Annotated in this window: 19 protein-coding genes; 7 read left to right on the top strand and 12 right to left on the bottom strand. The window is 61.8% G+C overall.

What is annotated here, in order from left to right; genetic code table 11:
• Positions 1 to 10 precede the first annotated feature (10 nt).
• The 8 genes from lnt to NY78_RS01505 form a co-directional block, all read right to left on the bottom strand.
• Positions 11 to 1,537: an apolipoprotein N-acyltransferase gene (gene lnt / locus NY78_RS01540; protein ID WP_043630886.1), complete on the bottom strand. Its 1,527-nt coding sequence runs from the start codon at positions 1,535 to 1,537 to the stop codon at positions 11 to 13.
• A 209-nt stretch (positions 1,538 to 1,746) separates the two neighbouring features.
• Positions 1,747 to 2,565 (bottom strand): hemolysin family protein, encoded by an 819-nt coding sequence (locus NY78_RS01535; protein ID WP_043630745.1) that lies wholly within the window; start codon positions 2,563 to 2,565, stop codon positions 1,747 to 1,749.
• A gap of 141 nt (positions 2,566 to 2,706) precedes the next feature.
• Positions 2,707 to 3,789 (bottom strand): hypothetical protein, encoded by a 1,083-nt coding sequence (locus tag NY78_RS01530; protein ID WP_043630885.1) that lies wholly within the window; start codon positions 3,787 to 3,789, stop codon positions 2,707 to 2,709.
• Positions 3,790 to 3,829: 40 nt separating this feature from the next.
• Complete coding sequence (gene mnmG, locus NY78_RS01525; RefSeq protein WP_043630743.1) at positions 3,830 to 5,692, bottom strand: tRNA uridine-5-carboxymethylaminomethyl(34) synthesis enzyme MnmG; 1,863 nt, start codon at positions 5,690 to 5,692, stop codon at positions 3,830 to 3,832.
• Positions 5,693 to 5,840: 148 nt separating this feature from the next.
• Positions 5,841 to 6,497 (bottom strand): class I SAM-dependent methyltransferase, encoded by a 657-nt coding sequence (locus tag NY78_RS01520; protein ID WP_043630741.1) that lies wholly within the window; start codon positions 6,495 to 6,497, stop codon positions 5,841 to 5,843.
• Positions 6,498 to 6,751: 254 nt separating this feature from the next.
• On the bottom strand, positions 6,752 to 7,975 hold the full coding sequence (locus NY78_RS01515) for a M20 family metallo-hydrolase (RefSeq protein WP_043630739.1): 1,224 nt from the start codon (positions 7,973 to 7,975) through the stop codon (positions 6,752 to 6,754).
• Between the two features lie 146 nt (positions 7,976 to 8,121).
• The gene (locus NY78_RS01510) at positions 8,122 to 8,364 is read right to left on the bottom strand and encodes a PxxKW family cysteine-rich protein (protein ID WP_043630737.1); all 243 of its coding nucleotides are present in this window, start codon (positions 8,362 to 8,364) and stop codon (positions 8,122 to 8,124) included.
• Between the two features lie 113 nt (positions 8,365 to 8,477).
• Positions 8,478 to 9,809, bottom strand: coding sequence for an amidohydrolase (locus tag NY78_RS01505; protein WP_043630736.1), 1,332 nt, complete (start codon positions 9,807 to 9,809; stop codon positions 8,478 to 8,480).
• Positions 9,810 to 9,917: 108 nt separating this feature from the next.
• Here NY78_RS01505 and NY78_RS01500 point away from each other — a divergent pair, with 108 nt between their 5' ends.
• The 4 genes from NY78_RS01500 (at position 9,918) to NY78_RS01485 (ending at position 17,585) form a co-directional block, all read left to right on the top strand.
• On the top strand, positions 9,918 to 10,433 hold the full coding sequence (locus NY78_RS01500; protein ID WP_043630734.1) for an adenine phosphoribosyltransferase: 516 nt from the start codon (positions 9,918 to 9,920) through the stop codon (positions 10,431 to 10,433).
• 63 nt (positions 10,434 to 10,496) lie between these two features.
• Positions 10,497 to 11,240 (top strand): S-methyl-5'-thioadenosine phosphorylase, encoded by a 744-nt coding sequence (gene mtnP, locus NY78_RS01495; protein ID WP_043630733.1) that lies wholly within the window; start codon positions 10,497 to 10,499, stop codon positions 11,238 to 11,240.
• A 163-nt stretch (positions 11,241 to 11,403) separates the two neighbouring features.
• Positions 11,404 to 14,253 (top strand): FAD-binding and (Fe-S)-binding domain-containing protein, encoded by a 2,850-nt coding sequence (locus NY78_RS01490; RefSeq protein ID WP_043630731.1) that lies wholly within the window; start codon positions 11,404 to 11,406, stop codon positions 14,251 to 14,253.
• Between the two features lie 464 nt (positions 14,254 to 14,717).
• Complete coding sequence (locus NY78_RS01485; protein ID WP_043630729.1) at positions 14,718 to 17,585, top strand: caspase family protein; 2,868 nt, start codon at positions 14,718 to 14,720, stop codon at positions 17,583 to 17,585.
• A 16-nt stretch (positions 17,586 to 17,601) separates the two neighbouring features.
• On the opposite strand, the gene NY78_RS01480 is transcribed toward NY78_RS01485, so the two are convergent.
• Positions 17,602 to 17,799 (bottom strand): hypothetical protein, encoded by a 198-nt coding sequence (locus tag NY78_RS01480; protein WP_043630727.1) that lies wholly within the window; start codon positions 17,797 to 17,799, stop codon positions 17,602 to 17,604.
• Between the two features lie 140 nt (positions 17,800 to 17,939).
• Here NY78_RS01480 and NY78_RS01475 point away from each other — a divergent pair, with 140 nt between their 5' ends.
• Positions 17,940 to 19,874 (top strand): autotransporter outer membrane beta-barrel domain-containing protein, encoded by a 1,935-nt coding sequence (locus NY78_RS01475; protein ID WP_043630726.1) that lies wholly within the window; start codon positions 17,940 to 17,942, stop codon positions 19,872 to 19,874.
• A gap of 118 nt (positions 19,875 to 19,992) precedes the next feature.
• On the opposite strand, the gene NY78_RS01470 is transcribed toward NY78_RS01475, so the two are convergent.
• Together NY78_RS01470 and NY78_RS01465 are read right to left on the bottom strand one after the other, a co-directional pair.
• The gene (locus NY78_RS01470; protein ID WP_043630724.1) at positions 19,993 to 21,105 is read right to left on the bottom strand and encodes an acyltransferase family protein; all 1,113 of its coding nucleotides are present in this window, start codon (positions 21,103 to 21,105) and stop codon (positions 19,993 to 19,995) included.
• Positions 21,106 to 21,316: 211 nt separating this feature from the next.
• Complete coding sequence (locus tag NY78_RS01465) at positions 21,317 to 22,096, bottom strand: DODA-type extradiol aromatic ring-opening family dioxygenase (protein WP_053062108.1); 780 nt, start codon at positions 22,094 to 22,096, stop codon at positions 21,317 to 21,319.
• A 607-nt stretch (positions 22,097 to 22,703) separates the two neighbouring features.
• On the opposite strand from NY78_RS01465, the gene NY78_RS01460 reads away from it, so the two are divergent.
• Positions 22,704 to 24,431 (top strand): aldehyde ferredoxin oxidoreductase family protein, encoded by a 1,728-nt coding sequence (locus tag NY78_RS01460; RefSeq protein WP_043630722.1) that lies wholly within the window; start codon positions 22,704 to 22,706, stop codon positions 24,429 to 24,431.
• 268 nt (positions 24,432 to 24,699) lie between these two features.
• Positions 24,700 to 24,984 carry a hypothetical protein gene (locus NY78_RS01455; protein ID WP_043630721.1) on the top strand — a complete coding sequence of 95 codons (285 nt, stop codon included), beginning with the start codon at positions 24,700 to 24,702 and terminating at the stop codon, positions 24,982 to 24,984.
• 50 nt (positions 24,985 to 25,034) lie between these two features.
• Here NY78_RS01455 and NY78_RS01450 read toward each other — a convergent pair whose 3' ends face one another.
• Positions 25,035 to 26,009, bottom strand: coding sequence for a radical SAM protein (locus NY78_RS01450; RefSeq protein ID WP_043630719.1), 975 nt, complete (start codon positions 26,007 to 26,009; stop codon positions 25,035 to 25,037).
• Positions 26,010 to 26,055 lie beyond the last annotated feature (46 nt).

Genomic DNA, 26,055 nt, shown 5'->3' with positions numbered 1-26,055 from the left:
TCGCTTGGTTTTAAAGGGTTAAGCTGCCGGCGCGTTCTTCTGGCCGGCGCACGGGCAGGACCAGGGCCGTCAAGCCAAGGATCGTAAACAGCACGGGGATGCCCCAGGTGACAAGGGTATAATGGCGGTGAAACCAAGTCGTTTCCGACATGATGGGCACCTCCGGACAGGGCAGGGTCAGCGTCGTAAAAAGGCCGCCCTGGGCTATGATGCGTCCCCGGGGGTCGATCACGGCGGAAATGCCCGTGTTGGTGCCTCGGATAAGCGAGCGTCCCTGTTCCACGGCGCGCAACAGCGTTAGATCGAGGTGCTGATGCGGGGCCGCTGAATCGCCGAACCAGGCGTCGTTGGAGATGTTGACCAGGAGATTGGCCCCGGCCGCCACCCGTTTTTGCGCGAGTTCCGGAAAGATTGCCTCATAACAAATGAGCGTGCCCAGAGCAAGGCTGCCATGGGCCAGGGGGGAGCCGGTATGCCCCGGCCCGAAGTTGCCCACGCCTTCGACGAGCTTGCCGATGAAAGGGAAAAAGTCGCCCAGGGGAACATATTCGCCAAAGGGAACGAGATGTTCCTTGTCATAGGCGGCGGTTTCGCCAGAGGGGGCGAGAAAATAGGCCCGGTTATAGAGGATATGGCCGCCGATCGTGCGCTCGTACGCCGGTGCGCCGAAAACAAGCGGGGCTCCCGCGTTGGCGACAAAGTCCTGGATGCGCTTGGCCAGCGGGCCGTTGTCCTGGTAAAAAAAGGGCATGGACGTCTCGGGCCAGATGAGCAGATCCGTGGGCGTTTGGGCAATGGCCTGCCGGGACAGGTCCAGATACTTCGTGACGGTCTCGTCTTCGGCCTCGGGAGCCCATTTGCGGCTCTGATCCACGTTGCCCTGGACAATGGTCACATGGGTCGCGCCGTCTTTGGCCAGCGGTTCGTCCAGGCGGCGGTTGCCCAGGAAGAAAAGCGCCATGGTCAGGACCATGACGGTCAGGCCGGGCCGGGAAATCGGGCCGTAGACGGCCAGGGCCGCAGCCAGGCCGGCCAGGAGGCCCGACAGGCCGTAGGCTCCGATAAAGGCCGCTCCCTGGATGGCGACGGGCCAGGGTGAGAAGGCCGCGGCCAGGGTGAGCCAGGGAAAACCGGTCAAAAGTACGCCCCGGGCCATTTCCATGACGGTCCAGGCCGCGGCGCAGTAGGGCACGAAAAGCCAGGGCGGCAGGCGCTTGGCCCCAAAGCGCAGGGCCAGGGCCAGGGCTGCCGTATACAGACCCAGCACCAGTCCCATGAGGATGGGCACGGGCAGGGCCAAAATCCAGGGTATCCCGCCGAAATTGTGGATGGGCAGGCAAGTCCAGTAGAGACTGGCGCTGGCGGACAAGGCCCCGATCCAGTAGGCGGCCTTGGCCGCACCCCGGGGCGTTGGGGCGTATACGGCGACGTAGGCCAGGGCCGCAGGCAGCAGCAGAATCAAAAAGGGCAAGCGAAAGACGGGATTGGCCAGCCCGAGCCAGGCTCCGGCAACGGCCAGTATGGCGGCTATGGTCACGGTGTTTCTTTTCGAAAGCATCGAGGGTTGCAGATTCGGGATAGGGGCCGGCAACAACAGGTTGGGACCGGGGGCCGAATATGTCCCAGGCCGCAGCCAACTGCAAGCCTGCCCGACACGGCCGGCGCACCGTCCGCAGTCGACCGCCAGTGGCAGAGGCGGTTGGCTGCGGGCAGTGCGCCATTATTCTGTATTGGGACCGTCCAAGGTCAGTCGGCGGTCGGCTCGATGACAATCCAACGGATTTGTCGGCGGTCGGCCTCGCGGATGGTGAAGCGGCGTCCTTCCAGGGTGAAGGCATCGCCCTGGCGCGGCACCCGGCCGGCCAGTTCGGTGAGAAAGCCGCCGATGGTCTCCACCTGCTCCGATTCCAGGGTCAGACCCAGAGAGGTGTTGAGATCCTCAAGCATGTAGCGCCCGGAGACGAGGTAGACATCCTGGCGCAGTTCCTTGATTTCTTCGGGTTTGCTCGGGTCGTGTTCGTCTTCGATCTCGCCGACGATCTCTTCGAGCACGTCTTCCAGGGTGAGCAGTCCCGAGGTGCCGCCGTATTCGTCCAGGGCCACGGCCATGTGCTTTTTCTGGCTGCGAAATTCCAGCAACATTTTTTTGAGATCAAGGGTCTCCGGAACAAAAAGAGCCTCGCGCATGACGGCGCGCGGGTCGGGTGTCTCACTGCAGGCCGGCAGCATTTGGCTCAGAATGTCCTTGGCGTAGAGCACGCCGAGGATGTTGTCCCGGTTGCCTTCATAGACGGGAATGCGCGAATGCCCGTGCGTTTTAATCAGCGCGCACACGGCTTCAAGGCCGTCGTCGATCTCGGCGCAGACGATGTCTGGGCGAGGCACCATGACGTCGGACACTTGCTTGCTTTCCAGCCGCAGAATGTTGAGCAGCATGGAGGCGTCTTCCGGGATGATGGAGCCTTCCGCCTTGGCTTCAAGAATCAATTCTTCGATGGAAATGCTTTTTTGGCGGAAAAACTTGGTCAGGGCATTCCAAAACCGACTATCGGAATCGTCGTCCAACCTGGTCCTCCTTGGCGGGCCGTATCGTCATGTGGCGGCAGGCGCGCAATAGTCTGTGTTCTGCGTCGTTTCCGTGACAATTCCTGAAAAAACGACAGGAGGCTAGCAAAGAACCGCCAGCGCGTCCATGCCCGGGGGAGGCTACTCGCCGCGCTGGCGGTAGATGGCCAGATGCCGGCGAAAGGCCCAGTCATCCAGGGCCGGTACGCCAGAAGCTGCGGGTTTCCAGGATAACACTTCACCGGGGGTGTCGCCGGGGACGGCAAAACTCATGATGCGAAATCCCATGGCCACAAGCCCCATGGCCTGCGGGTCGCCATAAGTGTTTTGCAGTCGCAGGGCCAGATGAAACTCCAAGGGCTGGTCGGCTTCGGGTTCGGCCAAAAGCATCCGGGTAATGAATCGGGAACCGGGTTCGAGCAGGCGATGGTTGATGCGATAAGCCTCGTGCTGGAGTTCCAGACGAAGACCGCCGCCGGAGATGTTGCGCATTTCAATGTCCGGGGTTTCGAGCTTGTGGTCAAGCCGCAGAAGCGGGCGTCCCCAGGTGGTTGGATCGCCGAAGCGGCCCCGGATATTTTTAATAGTGCTCTCATGCCACAATTCCAGCTCCAGGATGCAGGAGCGAGGTGGTTCCACCCGCAAAAAAGCGCGTTTCTGTTCCAGTTCGAGCCGATGCGGCCAGTCCACGGTCATGTGGATGAAGTTGTCGCCGGCCTTGTTGACGGCAATGATAGGCGAAACGAAATTATAGAAACTGTGCAGGTCCTTGTGGGGATCGAGGCGCAGTCGGAAGTCGCAGGCCACGAGCTTGCCCACCCAGGTCGGGTTGGCCCGCACGAGCGAGGTCATTTCCAATTCGATGCCGCGCCCGGCCGAGGCGGCCAGGATGGTGGCATCGGTGGAGCGGGCTCCGGGGTCGTCGCGCACGAAGCTTACCCGGACCTTGCTGCGCTGGGTCAGCGCTGTTTCCACCAGGGCGCGAATCTCGCCTGGCTGGGTGATCCAGGTGGTGGGTTTGATCTCGCCTGGACGGGCGCGACTTTTGACCATCAGTCCGACGGCAATGAGGCTGAAAAACGTGCCGAACATGGCCGCCATGAGGATGAGCGCTTCCGGGGAGGCGTGTCCGCTATTGGTGGCGTCAAGCATCCTGTTCCACCAGCCGGGATCGAAGAGGCTCATAAAGGCCGGAAGATGGTCGAAACCCCTGAAATACGCCATGAATAAGTCATAAGCCATCACCCCGGCGGACACAAGGGGGCTATCCCTCTCGGTGGCGTTTTTTGAGATGAATTTCCAGACAGGCCACAGCCGCCGGCGTCACCCCGGAAATGCGCCCGGCCTGCCCCAGGGTGTGGGGGGCTATCCGGGCAAGCTTCTCCACCACCTCCCGGGACAGGCCGGCCACAGCGGCATAATCCAGGTCCGGGGGCAGGTTTACGGTCTCATGGCGCCCCGTGCGCCCGGCCAGCTCTTCCTGGCGTTTGAGATACCCTTCATATTTGATGCGCGTTTCGGTCTCCACCGCGGCCAGCCGATCCAGTTGGGCCAGCTCGGGCCAGAATCGGGCCAGATCAGGCAGGGCGACGTCTGGGCGGCGCAAAAGCTCGTCCAGACGCAGACTGCGATCCGCCGGCCGCCCGCCCAAAACGGCCCAGGCCGCGTCGTCACAGTCCCCGGGGCGCACCCGACGCTCGGCCAATCCGGCCATGGCAGCGGCAATGGCCGCTTCCTTGCGACAAAAGAGAGCCCATTGGGCATCGCCGACCAGACCGAGATCCCGACCCAGGCCGGTCAGGCGGGCGTCGGCGTTGCCTTCACGCAACAGCAGCCGGTGCTCGGCCCGGGAGGTGAACATGCGGTAGGGCTCGGTCGTTCCCTTGGTGACCAGGTCGTCGACCAAAACGGCCATGTAGGCCTGGTCGCGACGCAGGAGAAAGGGCGGCCGGCTGGTCAGGGCGCAGTACACGTTGAGCGCCGCCCACAGGCCCTGGGCCGCCGCTTCTTCATACCCGGAGGTACCGTTGATCTGTCCGGCCAGATACAGTCCGGCCAGGGCCTTGGTCTCCAGGGTCGGCCGCAGTTGGACCGGATCGATGTAGTCGTATTCGATGGCATAGCCCGGCCGTACGATCCGGGCTTTTTCCAGGCCCGGGATAGTGGCGATCATGGCCTTTTGGGTTTCAATGGGCAGGCTCGTGGAAATGCCGTTGGGATAGATCTCGGGATTGTCGAGCCCCTCCGGTTCCAGAAAAACATGGTGCCGGTCGCGTTCGGGAAACCGGGCCACCTTGTCTTCCACCGACGGGCAGTAGCGCGCTCCAGTGCCCTCGATGACGCCGGTAAAGAGCGGCGAACGGTCAAACCCGGCCCGGATGGCGGCGTGGGTGGCCGCATTGGTGTGGGTCAGGTAGCAGGGAACCTGCGGCAGAACCGGGCCTGGGCCGTGGAAGCTGAAGCCCGGAGGCGGGGTATCGCCCGGCTGGGGCACGGTTTGGGAAAAGTCGATGCTCTTGGCCAAAAGGCGCGGGGTGGTGCCGGTTTTCAGCCGCCCAAGGGTCAGTCCATGGCGGGCCAGACTGGCCGAGAGGCCGTCTGCGGGCGGATCGCCGAGCCGGCCGCCGCGCAGTTGGGTGAGCCCAATGTGAATGAGGCCACCGAGGAACGTGCCGGTGGTGACCAACACGGCCCGGCCGGCAAAGACCTCGCCCGAGGCGACCCGCACGCCGCACACCCGCCCGTCCTTGGCCAGGATGTCTTCCGCGCTGTCCTGGCGCACGGCCAGATTGTCCTGGGCGAAGACGTCGCGTTTGACCACCCGCATGTAGGCGTCGCGGTCGATCTGCGCCCGGGTGGCCTGCACGGCCGGTCCCTTGCTGGTATTGAGCGTACGGAACTGAATGCCGGCTTCGTCGGCCCACAGGCCCATCCGGCCGCCCAGGGCGTCGATCTCGCGGACCATGTGTCCCTTGGCCAGGCCGCCAATGGCCGGGTTGCAGGACAGATGGCCGATACGGTCCACATTTTGCGTGAGGAGCAAAGTGGCCAGGCCCAACCGGGCCGCAGCCATGGCCGCCTCGCACCCGGCATGGCCGGCCCCGATGACGATGAGGTCGAAAGTCATGAACTGGAGCCTCCAAAAGAAAAAAACGGAAGAGCATCAGGGGCGCTGCCCCTGCACCCCGCCGGGGGGATAATCCCCCCGGACCCCTTGCTGGGATGGAGTCGGGAAAGCAGTTGGCGCATGTGCGACGTATTACATGAACAAAGCGTCAGGCAACGAAAGAGGGTTTTTGTCCAAGGCAGCACAGCCAGCCCTGGTCGTTCTCTTCATGGACGGCGACGTCGTTGAAGCCGGCGGCGGTAAAGAGCTCCCGGAATTGGGCCGCGCTTAAGTAGGTCATGGGCACGAGTTCCAGCCATTTTCGGTTGCGGGCATCGAATTTCGGGGTGTTGTAGACCTCGGCCAGGAGCAGGAAACGGCTGCCGGGACGCAGCACGCGCCGCACTTCGCGCAGATCCGAGGCAAGGTCGGGCCAGAAATAGTGCGTTTCCACGGCTGTGGCCAGATGGAAGGTGGCGTCCGGATAGGGCAGGGCCGAAACCGAGGCCTGGCGCACCTCCATGCGTCCCTGGGCGATGGTTTCCGCATTGTAGCGCCGGGACAGGGCCACGCTTTTTTCCGAGGCGTCGATGCCGCAGATGCGTCCCTTGGGGGCGAGCTGGGCCAGACGGGCCAGGGTGCGTCCGCCGCCGCAGCCGATGTCGAGCACATCGCTGTCCGGGGCGATGTCCACATGGGACAGGCCCCAGCCGGTCAGCTCGAAATGGCTGCGGTTCATGCGCCGGCCGATATATTCGCCAAGGATGCCCCCGGGCCGGCGGCACTGCTCCATCAAGAGCTTTTTCCAGGCGCGCTTCACATTCATTGCGACCCCTTGACACTTGTCCTGTTGCCGGGGGCTTCCCTTCCCCCGGCGTCGGAGCAATGTTGGTTCCCGTCCAGCTTCATACCAATCGCCAAGGCCTTGGCTTCTTGCCGTCTTTTCTTGCGCAACTTCACTCGTCGGCTTGGGAGCGCGCCGGGTAAAATCCGACTCATCCCAGGTGGGTTTCCAAAGGGCACTGCCCTTTGGCGCCGGAGCACTCTTCCTGCCCCCTTTCCCATTTCTGTTCACAAATGCTACGTAAAAAGCACCCGGGTCATGACCTTGGCGTCGCCGATGGTTTTGGCGATGCTGGAGCGTTCGTTGGGCTGGTGGGCGTTGTGTTCCAGGGTGGCCCAGACCACGGCCGGGTAGCCGTGGCGGCGCAGGTAGGCGGCGACGGTGCCGCCGCCGATGCCCATGGGTTTGGGCGAGGCGTTGTAGACGGCCCGGATGCCGTCCATGACCCGGCGCACGATGGGGGCTTCGATGTCGGTGGCCGGCGCAGCCTGTTCCTGCTGGATGATTTCGTAGCTGATGGTCACGCCGCAGGCCGCTTCAACCTCGTTGCCAAACGCGCGAATGGCGGCCAACACCTCGTCGAGACTGTAGTGGGGCAACACCCGGCAATCGACGTAGAACACGTCGCGGCCGGGGATGGTATTGACGTTTTCGACGTTAGCTTCTTTTTTGGTCGGCTCGAAGGTGGAATTGGACGGCTGGAACAGCAGATTTTTGTCACTGAATTTGTCGTAGAGCTTGGGAATCTTGATGATAAAAAGGGCGGCGGCGGACAGGGTGTTGATGCCCTGCTCCGGGGTCGATGCATGGCACTGCCGGCCTTCGATGATGATTTTGAGCCACAACATGCTTTTTTCGGCCACTTCCACCATTTCGCTGGTGGGCAGGCCGAAATCCGGCACCAGGAACAGGTCGTCCCTGGTAAAAAGGCCGTCGGCGTGGGAGGCCACGTAATCCAGGCCGTATTTGCTGCCGGTTTCCTCGTCGGCCACGAACAGCATGCCATAATTGATGGGCGGCAGGAGTTTTTTGGCGGCAATGGCCCGGGCCACCAGGATGGAGCTGACCACGGCCTGCTGGTTGTCCTCCACGCCGCGTCCGTAGACAAGGTCGCCATCGACGGCGAGGGCGTAGGGATCGGTGCGCCACAGGGTCCGGTCGCCCGGGGGAACGACGTCGAGGTGGGAGATGACCCAGAAGGTGCGCGAGGTGTCGGCCCCGGGCATGACCACGGCCAGATTGGGCCGGTGGCCGCAGGGGACGCGGGGGTCAGGGGCGTTTATTTCGCGGACTTCGGGCAGGCCCATGGCGGCGAGCAGCGTTTTCAGGCGGTCGGCTTTTTCGCGTTCGCCTGGGCCGCCGTTATCCGGGCCAAGGGCCGGGATGGCGGTCAGTTCGCGTTGCAGGTCGATAACGGCATCGCGCTCGGTGTCGAGGAAGGCCAGCAGATCGTCAAGCATACAGGCTCCAGGCAGTTTTGTTGAGAGATCGCCAATCGCCGGAACATAGCCGTTCGCCCGGGGCTTGGCAAACATGCGCCGCAACGCAAAAAGCCGGGAGGCAGAAACCTCCCGGCAGGGATGCGACGAAAAAAACGGCCTGGGAGCTAGCGGCCGCGGGCAGCGCGCTTGGAGGCCTTCAAGGGGTTGATGTTGACCTTGCCGCCCTTGTCGACTTCGAGCTTCATGTGGGTGGCAAAGTTGCAGACCTTCTGGGCCCATTTACGCTCGGGCAGGGGATAGCTCTTGCAGTACTTGACCCCATCCTGCTCCATGGTGCGTTCGCAGCCTTCGCATTTTTCAACAATGGGATGGCATTCGACGCCATTGACGGTGATAACCTGGGACATGGGATAACCTCCGGGCCGCGCGGATGGGGCGCGGGAATGTTTTCAGCGGAAAGCCAGCCTTTATTATGGAGGATGGCCGTCTTGTCAAGGGGGCTGGGGCGCGGATCCTCGCCTCAGCGTCCGCTGAGCCGCAGTGCCGTTTTCCCAAACTCGCTGCGCAACCTGTCGTAATCCATTGTCAAAAATTCCCCGTCACGGAAAAGAGAGCGTCCGGCCACCATGGTCAGCACGACCTCGCCGCCGCTGGCCGCATAGACCGCGTCGGACACGGGGTCAATGTTTGGCTGCAGCTGTGGCCGGGTCAGGTCCAGGGCGCACAGATCGGCCGGACAGCCGGGTTCCAGCCGGCCCAGTTCGGGCCAGCCAATGGCCCGCGCACCGTCGCGACTGGCCATGTCCAGAGCCGCTCCGGCGTGCAAGGCCGTGGGGTCGCTGGTTGCGACTTTCTGGAGCAGGGCGGCTGTGGTCATCTCGGAAAAGAGGTTGAGCGCGTTGTTGCTGGCCGCGCCGTCGGTGCCAAGCCCGACCGTGACTCCGGCGGCACGCAAGGCGTGGACCGGGGCAATGCCGCTGCCAAGCTTCATATTGCTTTTGGGACAGTGGGCCACGGTGGTCCCTGTTGCGGCCAAAAGGGCCATGTCTGCGTCATCCAGGGCCACGCCGTGGGCGATGAGGGTGTGCGGGGTAAGCATCCCGAGCTGGTGCAGGTAGGGGATGACCCGTGCGCCGTTGGCCTTGCGGCAATCGTCGTTTTCCCGGGCCGTCTCGGCGGCGTGGGTGGAGAGCAGGACGCCGCGCTCCCGGGCAAAGGCGGCGCACCGCTCCAGGGTTTTTTCCCGGCAGGTGTAGACGGCGTGGGGGAAAATGGCCGGACGCAGGAGCGGCTCTCCAGCCAGCCGGTCGGCCAGGGCTGCGGCCGCAGCCAGGGCCGCGTCTGAGGTCTTAAACCCCGCGTTCTCAATATCAAAGACGCCCTGGCACAACACGGCCCGCAGGCCGGCCGCCTGCACGGCGTCGGCCACGGCGTCAACAAAAAGATAGGCGTCGAGAAAGCACGTAGTTCCCGAGGCCAGCATTTCGGCGCAGGCAAGCTGTGTGCCCAATCGCACGGCCTCGGGAGTCAGTTTGGCTTCGGCCGGCCAGATATGCTCCGAAAGCCACACGGAAAGGGGCGCGTCGTCGCACAGACCCCTGAAAAGGGTCATGGCCGCGTGGGTGTGGGTATTGACCAACCCGGGCAGGACCATGGCCTCGGGCAGAGCGATGGTTTCGGCCGGGGCGTAGCAGGCCGTCAGTTCCGCGCGCGGTCCGATGGCCGTAATGCGGCCATCGGTGATGGCCAGGGCGGCATCGCGCAGCACGTCGCGGGCGTCATTTTGACTGACCACGACCGCGGCCGTGACCAGGGTGTCGCAGGGAATGGAATTGTTTGCAGCGTTTGTCATGCCGGATTTCTAGCGCAGACCCGGCTAACCGCCAAGCCCGGCTTGACCGGCGGGCTTAAAATCCCTATCCGACTTCGGTTACCAGACCGAATTTTCAAGGAGATGGCCATGGATCTGCGCACACTCATTCGCGACATCCCGGATTATCCCAAGGAAGGCATCCTTTTTTTCGACATCACGCCCCTTCTGGGCGATCCTTCCGGGTTCCGCCGGGCCATTGATCTTTTGGCCGAGCGGTTCGCCGACTCCGGGGCGACCAAGATCGTGGCGGCCGAGGCCCGGGGCTTTATTTTCGGCGCTGCCCTGGCCTACAAGATGGGTCTCGGTTTTGTGCCGGTGCGAAAGCCGGGCAAGCTGCCGTATAAGACCGTGTCCATTTCCTACGACCTGGAATACGGGTCCGATACGCTTTGCATGCACGAAGACGCCCTGCTCAAGGGCGAGAAAGTGCTGGTCATCGACGACTTGCTGGCCACCGGCGGCACACTCTCCGGCGTCATTGATCTGGTCGAGCATTTCGGGGCCGATATCGTCGGCATCGGCGTGGTCATTGAGCTGGAGTTCTTAAACGGCAAGGAACAGCTGCGTTCCTATGGTTGCGAGAGCATCCTGCAAATCGCCTAGCTTCTCTTTATCACGCCCAGGTCGCAGCCCTGGCAGCGGCGGCCCTGGTTGGAGACGGACAGCATGAAAATCGGCATCATCGGCGGCAGCGGCCTGGACGACCCCAATATCTTGGAGAATCCCAGCGACATCGAGGTGGACACGCCTTACGGCGCACCCAATTCCACCCTGCGCCAGGGCAAGATCGGCGGCAAGGACGTGGTCCTCTTGGCCCGCCATGGCCGCTCCCACACGGCCACGCCCACCAATGTCAATTATCGGGCCAACATCCATGCCCTGCGCACCGTCGGTTGCGCCGCCATCCTGTCCACCACGGCGGTCGGGTCGCTTCGGGCCGAGATCGGGCGCGGTGATCTGGTCATTCTCGACCAGTTCATTGACTTCACCCGGCGTCGCAACCTGACCTTTCACGACCGTTTCGAGCCGCATAACCCGGCCCATACGCCCATGGCCGACCCGTTTTCCGAGCCGCTGCGCGAGCTGCTCGTGGCCGCCTGCCGCAAGTTCGGCTACCGCCACCACGACAAGGGCACGGTGGTGACCATCGAAGGCCCGCGTTTTTCCACCCGGGCCGAGTCGAACATGTTCCGGGCCTGGGGCGCGGATGTGATCAACATGAGCGTGGCCACGGAATGCGCCCTGGCCGTCGAAGCCGGTCTTCCCTATGCCGCCGTGGCCATGAGCACGGATTATGATTGCTGGAAGACCGACGAGCCGCCGGTTTCCTGGGATGAGATCGTGACGATTTTCAAGGAAAACGCCGAGAAAGTGACCAGCGTGCTGATCGAGGTGGTAGGGAAGATGTAGCGACGCGGCCGGCTGGCCGGCTGCTGCAAAAGATTCTGAAAGGGCGTTCGCTGGCGGACGCCCTTTTTGCGTGCCAGTGCCGTTCCCAATCCTTCAAACACATGGCATAACACTGCGACAATCCTCGTCCCCGCAACATTCCCCGTCGCGCCAGGAGCCTGCCATGACCCAGACCAACCATACTGATACCCTGCCCGCTGCCCATAAAGCCTTTTACGACCGAGTCCGCGCCTTTCTTCCGGCCGAGCGCGTCATCCTTGGCCCATTTCGCAATCTGGCCCTTGGCGACGACGCCAGCTTTTACCGGCTGGTCCCCAAGATCGTGGTCAAGGCCGTGACCCAGGACGAGGTGGCAAAGTTGTTGCGCGCTGCCTCGGTCGAGGGCGTGGCCGTCACCTTCCGCACCGCCGGCACGAGCCTGTCCGGGCAGGCCCTGACCGATTCCGTACTCATCTATCTGGCCGGCCACTGGAAGGGGTTTCGCGTCCATCCCGGGGCCGGGCACATTAGCCTTGAACCCGGCGTCATCGGGGCCGAGGCCAATTTCCAGCTCGCCCCCTATGGCCGCAAGATCGGCCCGGACCCGGCTTCGATCAGCGCCTGCATGATCGGCGGCATCGCCGCCAACAACTCTTCGGGCATGTGCTGCGGCACGGCGGAAAACAGCTACAAGACCGTTGAGTCCATGCGCCTCGTCTTTGCCGACGGCGAGATGCTCGACACGGCCGATCCGGTCTCCAAGGCCCGCTTTGCCGCCGTGCGCAAGCCACTTTTGGACGAACTGGCCGCCATGCGGGCCGAAATCCTGGCCGATGCCGAGCTGGCCGAACGCATCCGGCGCAAATTCAAGATCAAAAACACCACCGGCTACGGCATAAACGCCTTTGTCGATTTCGATGACCCCTTCGACATCCTGCTCCACCTCATCATTGGTTCCGAAGGGACGCTGGCCTTTATCAGCGAAGTCACTTACCGCACCGTGGTCGAGCATCCGTTCAAGGCCTCCTCGCTCATGATTTATCCCGACATTGACGCTGCCTGCCGGGCGACCATCGCCCTCAAAGCCGGTCCCGTGGCGGCGGTCGAACTCATGGACCGGGCCTCGCTGCGCTCTGTTGAGGACAAACCCGGTATGCCGGCCTATTTGAAGGAGCTTTCCGAGGCGGCAGCTGCCATCCTGGTCGAGGTGCGGGCCGCCGATAAACCGGGCTTGCTCGCCGCCATCGACGGGGCGCTTTCCCGGGTGGCCGGCATCGAGCCGGTCTTTCCGCTGCTCTTTATGGACGCCAAGGATGATTACGAAAAGCTCTGGAACATCCGGCGCGGGCTTTTCACCTCGGTTGGCGGGGCGCGCCAGCCCGGCAGCGCGGTCATTATCGAAGACGTGGTCTTCCCCATCGAGAACCTGGCTGAAGGCACGGTCGAGCTCCAGCGCCTGATGCACGTCCACGGGTTCCCGGAAGGCATCATTTTCGGCCACGCCCTGGAGGGCAACCTGCACTTCGTTTTTTGTCCGGACTTTGGTGATCCGGCCGCCGTGGCCAATTACCAGAAGCTCATGGACGAGGTGGCGGCCATGGTGGTCGGCCGCTATGAAGGGTCGCTCAAGGGCGAGCACGGCACCGGCCGCAACATGGCCCCGTTTGTCGAGATGGAGTGGGGCAAGACGGCCTACGGCTTCATGCACCGCTTAAAGCGCGCCTTTGACCCGGACGGCATCCTCAACCCCGGCGTCATTTTAAACGACGACCCCAACGTCTACCTCAAGAACTTGAAACCCCTGCCCGAGGTCAATCCGCTGATCGACCGCTGCATCGAGTGCGGCTACTGCGAATCGGTCTGCCCCTCGCGCAACGTCACCACCACCCCGCGCCAGCGCATCACCCTGCAGCGCCATATGGCCCTGGCCAAAAAAGCCGGGGATCTGGGCGAATTCACCGAGTTTCACGACGCCTACGACTATTTCGGCAGCGCCACCTGCGCCGCCGACGGCCTGTGCGCCACGGTCTGCCCGGTTTCGGTCGATACGGGAATGTTCACCAAGGACTACCGCCGCCAGGAAGCCAGCCCGCGCGGCAAAAAGATCGGCCGTTTCGTGGCCGACCACTACGGGCTGGTCACTTGGATCGCCGGGCGGGGGCTGTGGCTGTCAAACGTCGTCCACGGCCTGATTGGCACCCCGGCCATGACGTCCATGACCTATGGGCTGCGAAAGCTCTCCGGCGGACTGGTCCCGTTTTGGACGCCCTATGCGCCCAAGGCCGGCCCGAAAGTGGAACTGCGCAACACCTGCCGGGGACACGGGCGCAAGGTGGTCTATTTCCCAAGCTGCACCACCCGGGCCATGGGACCCTCGGCCCTCGACCCGGACCAGCGCGGCTTGTTCGAGGCCACCATGTCGGTCTTGGCCAAGGCCGGCTATGACGTGATTTTTCCGGAAGCCATGAACAACCTGTGCTGCGGCCTGACGCTTGAATCCAAGGGGATGCACGAGGATGCGGCCCGAAAGTCCAGGGAGCTTGAAGCGGTGCTGCGCAAGGTCAGCGACAACGGAGCCATCCCCATCCTGTGCGACGCCAGTCCCTGCCTCTACACCATGCGCTGCAAGATGGAGCCGGGACTCAAACTCCATGAGCCGGTGGAATTCATCCACGACTACTGCCTGCCGCATCTCGACATCACGCCCGTGCCGGACACCGTGGCCGTCCACGTGTCCTGTTCTTCGGTGAAAATGGGCCTGACCGCCAAGTTTGCCGCCCTGGCCGAGCGCTGCGCCGGCCGGGTCGTGGTGCCGCGCGGCATCCATTGTTGCGGCTTTGCCGGCGACCGGGGCTTTTTCTATCCCGAACTCAATGCCTCGGCCCTGGCCGATCTGCCCGGCCAACTGCCGGCCACGACGACGTCGGGCTATTCCAACAGCCGTACCTGCGAAATCGGGCTGTCCTACCACGGCGGCGTGCCCTACCAGTCCATCGTCTATCTGGTGGACCGGGCGGCGCAGCCCAAGGCGTAACGCGTTCTGTTTTTTCCCCCAGGCCTGCTCCCGAGGTCGTCGACAGGCCTGGGGGAAAACATAGACGCCTCACTGCTGCCATGGGCCACACGCGACCGTATGGTACGCCAGCGCCAGGAATCCACTGGAAACCGTTCCGTGGCCAGGGAGATCAGATCATTCCCCTGGCTGCTTCCCGTCTTTTCTTGCTTACTTCCGCCTATCGACGTGGCAGCGCCCCCAGTCATAGCAAACGAACCCCATACGGGATTCCAAAGGGATCACCCCTTTGGCCGCCGGAGGCATCTGCCCTGCATTTCTCCTTTTTAGGTGCAACGCTCACTTTTTTTTCATCAACTATTTAGAAACCCGGAAAGTCTTGTGCCGAGGACCTTGCCGGGCCGGCTGGGGAAGCAGGGCACTTGACGCGGCAGTGCGTCGGGACAAGAATGCGCGCCGCCCCGGAGTGGGCGAGGAGTATGTCCATGCGCACGCGCGTATTGTGTATAGCGGTCTTTTTTTTGCTGTTGGCGTCCAACCATGCCGTTGGCGGAACGCCGCCCGGCGAACCGATTTTACGCATCGAAACCGGGATGCACACCGCGCTTATAAAGCGCATCGCTGTGGATGGCCTGGGCCGCTATCTGGCCACGGCCTCCGACGACAAAACCTGCCGGGTCTGGGACATCAAGACCGGCGAGCAGTTGCGCGTCCTGCGTCCGCCGATTGGGCACGACTACGAAGGCAGGCTCTACAGCGTGGCCATGAGCCCGGACGGCCGCTACGTTTTTTGCGGCGGCTGGTCCGGCTATGCCTGGGACAAGGCGCACAGCGTCTACGTGTTCGAGCGCGAATCCGGCCAGTTGGTGCGACGGCTGACCGGGCTGCCGAGCGTGGTCAACCATCTGGCGGTTTCGCGCGACGGCCTGTATCTGGCTGCGGCCCTGGGCGAGGACGGCCTGCGGGTCTGGCGGTTGTCCGATCTGGCCCTGGTCGGCCAGGACCGGGATTACAAGGGCGAGAGCTACGGCGCGGCTTTCGACGGCAAAGGCCATCTGGCCACCACCTGCTACGATGGCCAGATTCGGCTGTACCGTGTGGCCGATACCGGTCTGACCCTTTTGGCCAAACACCAGTCGCAAGGCGGCAGCCGGCCGTTTTCCCTGGCTTTTTCTCCAGACAGCAGCCAACTCGCCGTGGGCTTTACCGATACCACGGCCGTCACGGTCCTTGACGGCGAAACCCTCGGCCTTCTGGGCGCGCCCAATCTGACCGGGGTGGACAACGGCAATCTGTCCAGCGTGGCCTTTGCCGCCGATGGGTCGCTTTTGGCTTCCGGCCGCTGGGTCACGGACCGAGGTTGTCCCATACGCAGCTTTAAACCCTCGGATTTCGTTGCCTACCGCGACCTTGATACCGGCAAGTCGGCTGTTGTGACCTTGTGCCCCCTGCCGGACGGCGGGCTGGCCTACGGCACGGTGGCTCCGCGCTGGGGCGTGCTGCGCCCGGACGGCAGTTTCGGCATGACGCGCTCCCCGGCCATTTTGGATTTCCGCTCCTCGGTGCGGGCCTTTTACCTCGACCGCACTGGCGAAACAGTGGCCTATGCCGTGGGCGGGCGAAAGGGTGTTTTCCGGTTTGCCTTGCCGGGACGCGACCTGCGCCAGCTCGGCGTGCCGACCCCGGACCTGACCGCCCCGCACCTGCAGGCGTCGGGTTTGGCCGTCACCGGTTGGGAGGGCAGCCGAACCCCGACGCTCAATGGCCAGCCGCTCAAGCTCAAGGATTTTGAAACCTCGTATTCCCTGGCCCTGTCCCCGGACAACCGCCGGTTTGTTCTGGGCACCTCCTGGAACGTACGCGCGTATGGGGCGGACGGCGCGGCCTTATGGCAGACGCCGGCCCCGGATACGGTCTGGGCCGTCAATGTCAGCGGCGACGGCCGGGTGGCGGCGGCGGCCATCGGCGACGGTTCCATTCGCTGGTATCGCATGGAGGACGGTCGGGAAATCCTGTCGTTTTTCCCCCATGCCGACGGCAAACGCTGGGTGCTGTGGACCCAGACCGGCTATTACGACGCCTCGTCCGGCGGCGAGGACATGATCGGCTGGAACGTCAACAACGGCCCGGACCATGCCGCCGACTTTTTCCCGGCCTCGCGGTTCCGCGAGGCCTTTCACCGGCCGGATGTCATTGATTTGGCCCTGCGCACTCTGGATGAAAACAAGGCCCTCGCCGCAGCCAACGTGGCCCGTGGGGGCGATGTCCGCGTGCCTTCGGTGCTGACCGCCCGCCCGCCAGTGGTGGAAATCCTGACTCCGGCGGCCGGGGCTGGCTTCACCGCGCCGGACATGACCGTCAAATACGCTGTGCGCAGTCCTGGCGGCGAGGACATCACTACCGTGCGTGTGCTGGTGGACGGGGCGCGCGTCGGCGAGGAGCGGCCTGCTCTGGCCGGCCGCGGCTTTGAGCCGAGTGTGCTGGCGGCCAAGGTGACGCTGCCTGAGCACGACGTGGTGCTTTCGGTGGTGGCGGAAAACAAGAACGGCCCTTCGGCCCCGGCCACGGTGCGGCTCAAGTGGGCCGGCAAGGCGGCGGCTCCGGCCGCTCCGGCGGCCAAGCTCTACGTGCTGGCTGTCGGAGCCGGAGCGTATAGCGACAAGGCTCTGTCCCTGGCCTATCCGGCCAAGGACGCCAAGGACTTTGCCCAGGCCATGTCCCTGCAAAAGGGCCGGCTCTACGGCGATGTGGTGACCCGCGTACTCACCGATGAGGCCGCCACCAAGGATGCCGTGCTGGAGGGTCTGGACTGGATTGAACGGCAGACCACCCAGCATGACGTGGCCATGATTTTCCTGGCAGGGCATGGGGTTAACGATAAAAACGGCGACTACTACTTCCTGCCGACCACGGTTGATCTGGAAAAGCTGCGGGCCTCGGGGCTGCCGTTTATGGAAGTGCAAAAGACCATCCGTAATATCGCCGGCAAGACGCTCTTTTTCGTCGACACCTGCCACAGCGGTTCCATCATGGGGGCCGGCCGGCGGGGCATGGGCGACTTGAACGGCGTCATTAACGAGCTCTCCAGCTCGGGCAACGGGGCCATTGTCTTTGCCGCCTCCACCGGCCGGCAGTATTCCCTGGAAAAGCCGGAATGGCAAAACGGGGCCTTCACCAAGGCCCTGGTGGAAGGGGTGCTTGGCAAGGCGGACAACCGCCATACCGGCCGGGTGACCTTTAAAATGCTCGACCTCTATATCTCCGAGCGGGTCAAGGAGCTTACCGGCGGCGAGCAAACGCCGACCACTGGCGTTCCCGGCACGGTGGAGGATTTCCCCATAGCGGCCTACTGATTGTTTGGCCGGTGCTTTACAAAGCGCCCCGGCGTCGCCTGGTTTTGGCGGCGGCGGGGCGTTTTGGCGTTTCCAGGGGATGCTTTGCAGCCGAGGAGGCAATGCGCACCACCATCACTGCGTGGCTGCCCAGGAATGAGGCCATGTCGTGTGTCGTGCACTTTCGAAACAACGAAGCGTTGTTGATGGCGATGTCTGTTTCAGCGTTGCTCATTTGTCCTTAACATGCAAGAATAAAAGGCTTTACGGAAATATTGAACTCTGGTAATGGCCTTAGAACTGTCGCTTTTTAGATTTTTCCAAGGTCAATCAATTCAGTTGGCCTACAGTGTTTTGTTGAAAGGTATAATTGAAATGAAAAAGCGTGTTGTTGGAATGGTAGTTTGTGTCTGTATTTCTCTTTGCTCGACATTCAGTTCTTGGGCGTCTGGTTTCAATCAATTTGTTGGTTTTGGTGATAGCACCTTTGATAGTGGATATTTTCGCTATAATACGACTGGCACAGCGTCGCAAGATGCCAGTATCGCCGCAGCCGTTTCCCAAGGGGCCAGCGGCGCTTTTGTCGGTCCCGGGGTGATGAATTCCTTGCAGCTCGCAGCGCGCTTTGGCCAGTATGGCGGTGCGGTCGGTAGTGGCGGAATGAATTTCGCCAATGGCGGCGCTTTTTCCGCACCGCTCCTTGTCCCTTCAACCGGAACCTATCTGTCCGGCGTTTCGGCGCTCACCAACGTGGCCACCAACCAGCAGATTCAGAACTATCTCATATCCGTCGGCGGGGCGGCCAATCCCAATGCCCTGTATGTGGTCAAAACCGGCGACAACGACCTGCAGTTCGTCCGGGCCATGAGCGCCTCCTGGATGGCCGCCAACCCCACCTTTCTGGCCGAACTGGCTTACAGCCAGGCGGCCAACGTGGCCCTGTTGCAGGCAGCCGGAGCCCGCACCATCATGGTGCCCAATTCCTACAACTCTGCTGTCTTTGCCGGAACCGGCGGCTCCATTTCCTCGGATAACACCGATTTGTACGTGCGCTCCCTGTCCTATGGCATGATGCGCTGGTCGAGCCTTTCCGGGGTGGGCGTGCGCTATATCCCTGCCGATATTGACAGTATTTTTCGGTATGTGGCGCAGAATCCCACACTCTTCGGCTTTACCCCGTCCTCCGTGCTCTCGGCCAATGCCGTGTCCTCTTCGCTCAGTCCACTCTATGTCAGCTGGGCCGACGTCACCCCGGTCGAGTTGCAAACCTCTCTGTTTATCGGGGCCAACGGCGTCCACTTCACCACGGCCGGCCAGACCATCGAGGCCGATTACGAAGCCAGCCTGCTCTCCGGGCCCAGCCAGATGTCGCTTCTGGCCGAGGGGGCGGTGCAGGGCGGTCTGGCCCGGGCAGCCACCATCCAGGGACAGATCGACCTGTCCGGGAAACAGCGCGGTTCAAATGGCCTCAATGTCTGGGCCAGTGGTGGGGTCAGCGCATTGCAAATCAACAATGCATCCGGTTTCCCCAACGATTCCGGGACGCCGTTTGTCGGGTCGCTGGGAGCGGATTACCAGACGCCCATAGGCCTCATTCTTGGCGCAGCCTTTACCCTGGGCCGCCAGACCCAGGAGTTTTCCATGGGAACCGGCCATTTTGACCAGACCGACGAGGCGCTGAGCCTCTACGCCGCCTACAAGGCCGGCCCGGTCTGGGGCAATGCGGTGGCCAGCTATGGCCTGTATCAGGATACCATCGAGCGTCCGGTGAAGCTTGGCCTTTTGACTGACAACAATAGTTCCGACACCACCGGCCAGTCCCTGGCCCTGGCCCTCCGGGCCGGCGGCGACATCAGCCTGGGACCGCTCACCACCGGCCCGGTGGCAGGCTTGGTTCTGCAACGGATACGTATTAAGAGTTTTACCGAGTCCGGCACGACCGCCGGAGCAAGCAGCCCAAATGGCATCACGGCTCTTTCTTATGGAGAGCAGGTGCGCGACTCGGCCATAAGCCAGCTCGGCTGGCGCATCATGGTCGATGTGGGCAGCTGGCAGCCCTTTGCCGAGGCCAAGTGGAACCATGAGCTGATCGATCAGGACCGGATGGTCAAGGCGGCGCTGACCACGGCTACCGCCGGCAACTACAAGGTCGATGCCGCGCCTGTGCCCACGGATTGGACTACGGGAACTGTCGGGGCCTCCTATAAACTGAGCGAGCGCGTCATGCTTCGCGGCGCCGGTTCGGCCATGCTGGGCAATAACCAGGTGGTCACCTACGGCGGCGAGCTCGGCATGAACATCGCTTTCTGATTGAGTTTCCGGGCTGCGGCCCTGGGACAGAACACATGAAAAGGCCATGCCGGCTTGGGTCGGCATGGCCTTTTCATGTGTTTGGGGCGATGCGTGGTCTGGCTGGTCTGCGTGGCGGTCAAACCCGCAAGACGATGCGCCTGGCGTGGAGCACCCAGGCCCCCAGGAGCAGAGGGAGCAGGAACAGCACTCCCCAGGCCAGCGAGGCCGCTGGTTTGTCGGTCCAGCCGGAAAAGAGCCAGCGAAACAGAAACGCCTGCAGGGAGATGATCCCGGAAGTGGCGTCCGGCAGTTTGAATTGGCGCAGGGTCGATGCAATAAACGAGGCGGTCACGTAGATGGTCAGGGGATTTTGCCCCAGGACTAACAGCGGCTTGGTTCCGAGCCCCTGCCGGCCGCCATCGAGCAGCCAATGGCACACAGCCAGCAGCAAGACCCCGGCTCCACCGGTCACAAGCACAAACGAACTGGTGCAAAGCGATTTGTTGATGGGGAACCAGACGCTCCAGCCAAAGCCCAGCAGCAACGTGGCCACTCCCCAGGCCATAGCCCGGCCCGTTCCCTGGCCGCCAGAGCGCAGCCAGCTTCCGGCGAGCAGGCCGATCAGTCCCAGGGCAATGGCCGGGAAGGTGGAGAGGACGCCTTCAGGGTCCCAGGCGGTGTTGAATTTCCAGATGTGGTCGCCAAGCAGCAGTTGATCCAGCCAGCCCTGCCAATTGACGTCCATGCCGAGGCTCGGATGCCCCAGTCCCGGCACCGGCACAAAGGCCAGAAGCAGCCAGGAGCCGACCAGGATGCTCACGATGACCGAGGCAATACCCCGGCGGCCCAGACGGACATGCAGCCAGACCACGGCCAGATAGACCACGGCAATACGCTGCAACACGCCGGGGATGCGCAGCTTGTCAAAGCTCAGATGCAGATAGGCGTTTTCGAGCAGGCCAAGTAGAAACAGGATGACGGCCCGTCTGAGAACCTTTGGCCAGAAGCCGGGTGCTTGGCCGGACAGGACAGCCTCCCGGTTGACAGCCAAAGCAACGCACACGCCAACGAGAAAGAGGAAGAGGGGAAATACGAAATCCGCCACGGTGCAGCCGTTCCAGGTGGCATGATGCAGCAGCGGGTAGGCGTACAGGGCATCGCCGGGATTGTTGACGACAATCATGCCGGCAATGGCCAGTCCACGCAGGACATCCACGGATTGCAGCCTGGTTGTGTGTGGTTTGGCCACATTGTTCCTCGGGTGTTTGATCGAAGATGGACTTTTCATGCAGCGGGTGTTTCGGCGTGCGGCTGTGTCTTTGCGTAGCAGGTGCAACGATCCGCTATCGGGTATGGTCAGGAGTGCTTCCAAGCGGGCTGTCTGGGCCTGGTTGCTGGTCGGGGATCAAGGCGAAGGTCCTATGGTTGCGTTGCAAATCGGCCCCGCCTCGCAGTCAGTTTTATTCCCAGGCGAAAGCGGCCATGGACAGCACGCCCAGCGTGAAGTGGTCATGGAGCAACCGGGCCTTGCCGCCCATCCCCAGGGGGACGAACAAGGGCAGTAAATGTTCGGGTGTCGGGTGATTGTCAAAGGCAAACGGCGCTTGGTGTGGATAATCGACGAGGATATCCGTCCGGGCGCCCAGAACCCCTTCCTTGAGCCAGGCGTCAAAGGCGACGACATAGTCCGGAGGCGGGGTTGCCGGCGCATCCCAGCGGACGCCGCGCAGGTTGTGCGTGGCTGACCCGCTCGCCACGACCAGTACGCCGTCCTGCCGCAAGGAGGCAAGCGCCTCGCCCATGGCCAGATGGTGGGCTGCGTTCCTCTCCGGTTGTACCGAGAGCTGCACCACCGGGATGTCCGCCTCGGGATACATCAGGCCAAGTGGCACCCAGGCGCCGTGGTCAAGGCCCCTTTGGGGATCGTACGTGGCTGTAATTCCTTTCTTGGCCAACAGTTCGCCCAGGTGCCCGGCCAGGGCGGGATGGCCCGAGGCAGGGTAGCGCACCGCAAAGAGCGCCTCCGGGAACCCACCAAAATCGTGCATGGTTCCGGGGCTGGCAGCCGTGGTCAGCATGGGCTTGGCCGTGGTCCAATGGGCAGAGACGCAGACCACCGCTTTGGGCCGGGGCAGGGCCTTGCCAAGCTCCATGAGGAACGCTCTGGTTGGTTGCGGTTCCAGGTAGAGTGTCGGCGCTCCATGGGAAACAAAGAGCGATGGCATTGGCTTTGGCGGCATTATCACCAGCTTGTTGGTCTTAAGGGCGCAATCTGTCAAGAAATGGTCTTGCCTTTGGCTCCGGGCGTTTTTTTTCGTGAGCGCCTCTCTCAATGCGGGCCTGTTTTGGGGCGCAGATTTTTTTGCTGCCCAACGTACGGGCAAACTGATCAATAATCTGCCTGTAAAGACGTGAATACAATCACATGTGGCGCATTTTGACCCAAAAAGAAAGCTGCGTGTTTCTTTTCGCCTCCCCGTCTTCAACTAACTATAATATTTAATATAACATAACATCTGGCACTCCTCTCCCACCCATTTTGCCCCATTGCCGGTCACGATACGCCATTTTGTTCCACTGCACAGCCTCGACGAAAACAAACAACTATCTGGTTTTATAGGATATTATTCGTCTGGAGCAATACTTGCTTATTTTAACCTAACACGAGACTTCCGTCCGACACCCGAACCGACCCAAGCCGCGCCTACCGACGTTGGCAGGGTGGCCGCCCCTGAACCGGGGCGACGAGAGCGGGGCAGTGCGGGACGAGGTCCACACGTAGGGACAATGCTCGGTGGATTGTAAGGTCGCTGTGGCCAGGTTGTTCAAATAATAACAGGGGATTATATGCCTAAATTTATCCGTATCGACATGGGAACCAAGGCTGTGAAGATCGACGAGTGCCCGGAACAGTACGCCGGTTTGGCCGGTCGGGCGCTCACATCCATTTTCGTCGCCAATGAAGTCAAACCGACCTGCCACCCGTTGGGTAAATACAATAAGCTGGTTTTTGCTCCCGGCTTCCTGACCGGCACCAGTGCGGCCAACTCCGGCCGGCTGTCCTGCGGCGCCAAAAGCCCGCTGACCGGCGGCATCAAGGAAAGCAACACTGGCGGCACCTTCGCGCAGAAGATGTCCAAGATGGACATCAAGGCCATTGTCTTCGAGGGCTTGCCCGAGGAAGACAAGTTTTACGTCGTTAAAGTGGCCATGGACGGCGTGACCATCGACGAAGCTCCGGCTGCAATCATCGGCATGGGCAACTACGAAGCCATCAAAGTCCTGCAGGCCCAATACGGTCCCAAAGTCGGCGTGGCCATCGTCGGACCGGCTGGTGAAATGCGTCTGACGGCAGCCAATATCTCCTTTGCCGATCCCCAGAGCAATATCCGCAGCGCCGGACGCGGCGGCCTGGGCGCCGTTATGGGCTCCAAAAAGATCAAGGCGGTGGTCATCGACGAAACCGGCTCCGGCCCGGTCGCCATCGCCAATCCCGAGGCGTTTAAGGCTGCTTCCAAGCGTTTCACCAACGCGCTAACCACCCATCCGGTCACCGGCCAGGGACTGCCCAAGTACGGCACCAACATCCTGGTCAACATCCTCAACGAGGCCGGCGGCCTGCCCACCAAGAACTTCCGCACCGGCCGCAACGAATGGGCCAACAACATCGGCGGCGAAACCATGGCCGCCACCATCGAAGCCCGCCACGGCAAGACGACCCACGGCTGCCATGCCGGCTGCATCATCCGCTGCTCCCAGCACTATAACGACAAGGACGACAAATACCTCACCAGCGGCTTCGAGTACGAGACCATCTGGGCTCTCGGCGCCAATGCCTGCGTTGACGACCTGGACGCCATCGCCTACGCCGACCGGGAATTCGACGACGTCGGCGTGGATTCCATCGAAGTCTCCGTAACTGTCGGCGTGGCCATGGAAGCCGGCATCATACCCTGGGGCGACGCCACGGCGATGCTGGAACTGATCCAGGAAATCCGCAAAGGAACCCCGCTGGGCCGTATCGTCGGCAGCGGCGCCGGGGCCCTGGGCCAGATGTATGGCCTGACCCGGGTGCCTGTGGTCAAAAACCAGGCCATCCCGGCCTACGATCCTCGCGCGGTCAAGGGCGTCGGCCTGACCTACGCCACGACCCCCATGGGCGCGGACCACACTGCGGGTTATGCGGTCGCCACCAACATCCTCAAAGTCGGCGGCTTTGTTGATCCGCTGGGCAAGGAAGGCCAGGTGGAACTGTCCCGCAACCTGCAAATCGCCACCGCCGCGGTCGACAGCACGGGCATGTGCCTGTTTATCGCCTTTGCCATTCTGGACATTGCCGACGGTTTCAACGCCCTGGTTGAAATGATCAACGCGCGTTACAACCTCGCCCTGACCGGAGACGACGTCGTCGCGCTCGGCAAGACCATCCTCAAGGCTGAACGTGGCTTCAACCAGCAGGCCGGCTTTACCAACGCCCATGACCGTTTGCCGGAATTCTTCGAGGAAAAGTGCGCCCCGCACGATGTGACCTGGGACTTCACGGACGCTGAAATCGACGAGGTGTTCAACTTCTAGCCGGTTGTATGTATAACGCCGCGCCCAACAGCTTGGCCAGGGCGCGGCGTTCGCGGTGAGTTCCGTTCGCGGCCCGGCGTTTCGACTAGCGCGAAACGCCGGGCCACAACCAAGCCAGCTCTGCAGCAAGTGAGGTGCAATGATTGACAAATGAGTGTGGACGACAGAAGATCGTTAACCTGCTTTTCACCCTATGCGCCACTGCACCTCCCAACGGTTAAACGGACGCTGCCCGCCGTCACGGTGTGCATTCGAGGAGGCTCCCGACGTGTCGTCAATGATCGAACTTCGCGCATTCATGGGACTGGCCGATACGTTTCGGGAAAGAAACTGGAGCAATCCCAAGGACGTTGCTGTCCAAGGCGCGATGACAGGGTTGGAATTTCTGGCCATGCTCGACCTTGCTGAGGACGCGGTCGAGGTCTTTTTTGTCAACGGAAAGGCCTTCACGCCGGAACTGGCAATCGTGAAGGGCGGAGATAGGGTTGCCTTGGCGCCCCGGGGCGTGCCCGGTCCCTATCGCGTGCTGTTGGGGTTCAAGAAAATGGGGTGACCGTGGGACTGCAAGTCTGGAACGCTGCAGTGCCTACTCATCCGTCTGTCTCATGAATCGCCTCGTGCCATACGACGGTATTGTTTGTTAAGCGCCGCGACAAGCTGTTTTTTCCCCTGGAAAATGGGCGACGGAGAGGGGTAGCCCGGGACGACAAAAACCATGTCGTTTATCCCGACCCTCCACGCCTGATCCATCGCTTCTTTGATCTCGTCGGCAGAATCATTCCAAGAGAACAACAAATACTTCCAGACGAGTTTCGGGTTGTTTGTCTTGTATATTGCTTTGAGGCGTGTCAAGTCAGCTATTATTTCAAGAATTTTTGAGTATGAAAATGCGTTTGTCATGTAGTTTTGAATAGACGCCTCTCGCCCTCCATGGATTGAAAAATACAAAATATCGACCCCGGAACGAACGAGATTTATTCTCTTTTGTGGAGTGTCGAGTTTGAGGCCATTGGTGGCGACGTCGATGGTTAGTGATGGTTTTTTTTGTTTAGTCTTTCGTATAAAGTCAATTGCACCAGTATGCAAAAAAGTCTCGCCATAGTTGTAAAGTCGTATGGCCTCGACGGAATGGGGGCTTGCGCTTAGCCATTTGTCGACAAAATCAAGGTCCAGGAAGTTGCTGTCCCGGGATTCAGAGATGTCATGACGACTTTGCATGCAACCATTGCATTGAAGGTTGCAGATACATGTCGGCTCTATAACCAGTTGTCGTATTCTGGTCTTGTTCTCCAAAAAAAATTCTTGCTCGCCATGTGTAAAGTCGACTTTGTACGTGCCAGTGTTTGGAAATCCTGCGCTGGAAATCTTGTCATAGCAGATGCGGCATCGGGGCATCGAAAGAACATCCTGCGTAATTGCAGCAACTTTGTGTCGGTACTTTTCCTCAATTTCCAAAAAAGTCTCTTCGTAAATATTTCCGAAAACATTCATTGCCAAGGGGTCAAGGCAGCATGTAGTGACGTGACCGTCTGCCAAGAGAACCACTTCGTTTAAGAAATCGCAGAGAAAACCGGGCACAATACGTCCTTGCAGGCGACCATTTGGGTTCGGGGCAGTATCTCGT

This window comes from Desulfovibrio sp. TomC (assembly GCF_000801335.2).
Lineage (GTDB): Bacteria > Desulfobacterota > Desulfovibrionia > Desulfovibrionales > Desulfovibrionaceae > Solidesulfovibrio.
Note: the sequence above shows the minus strand (reverse complement) of the source record. Positions and strands in the feature narration are given on the sequence as shown.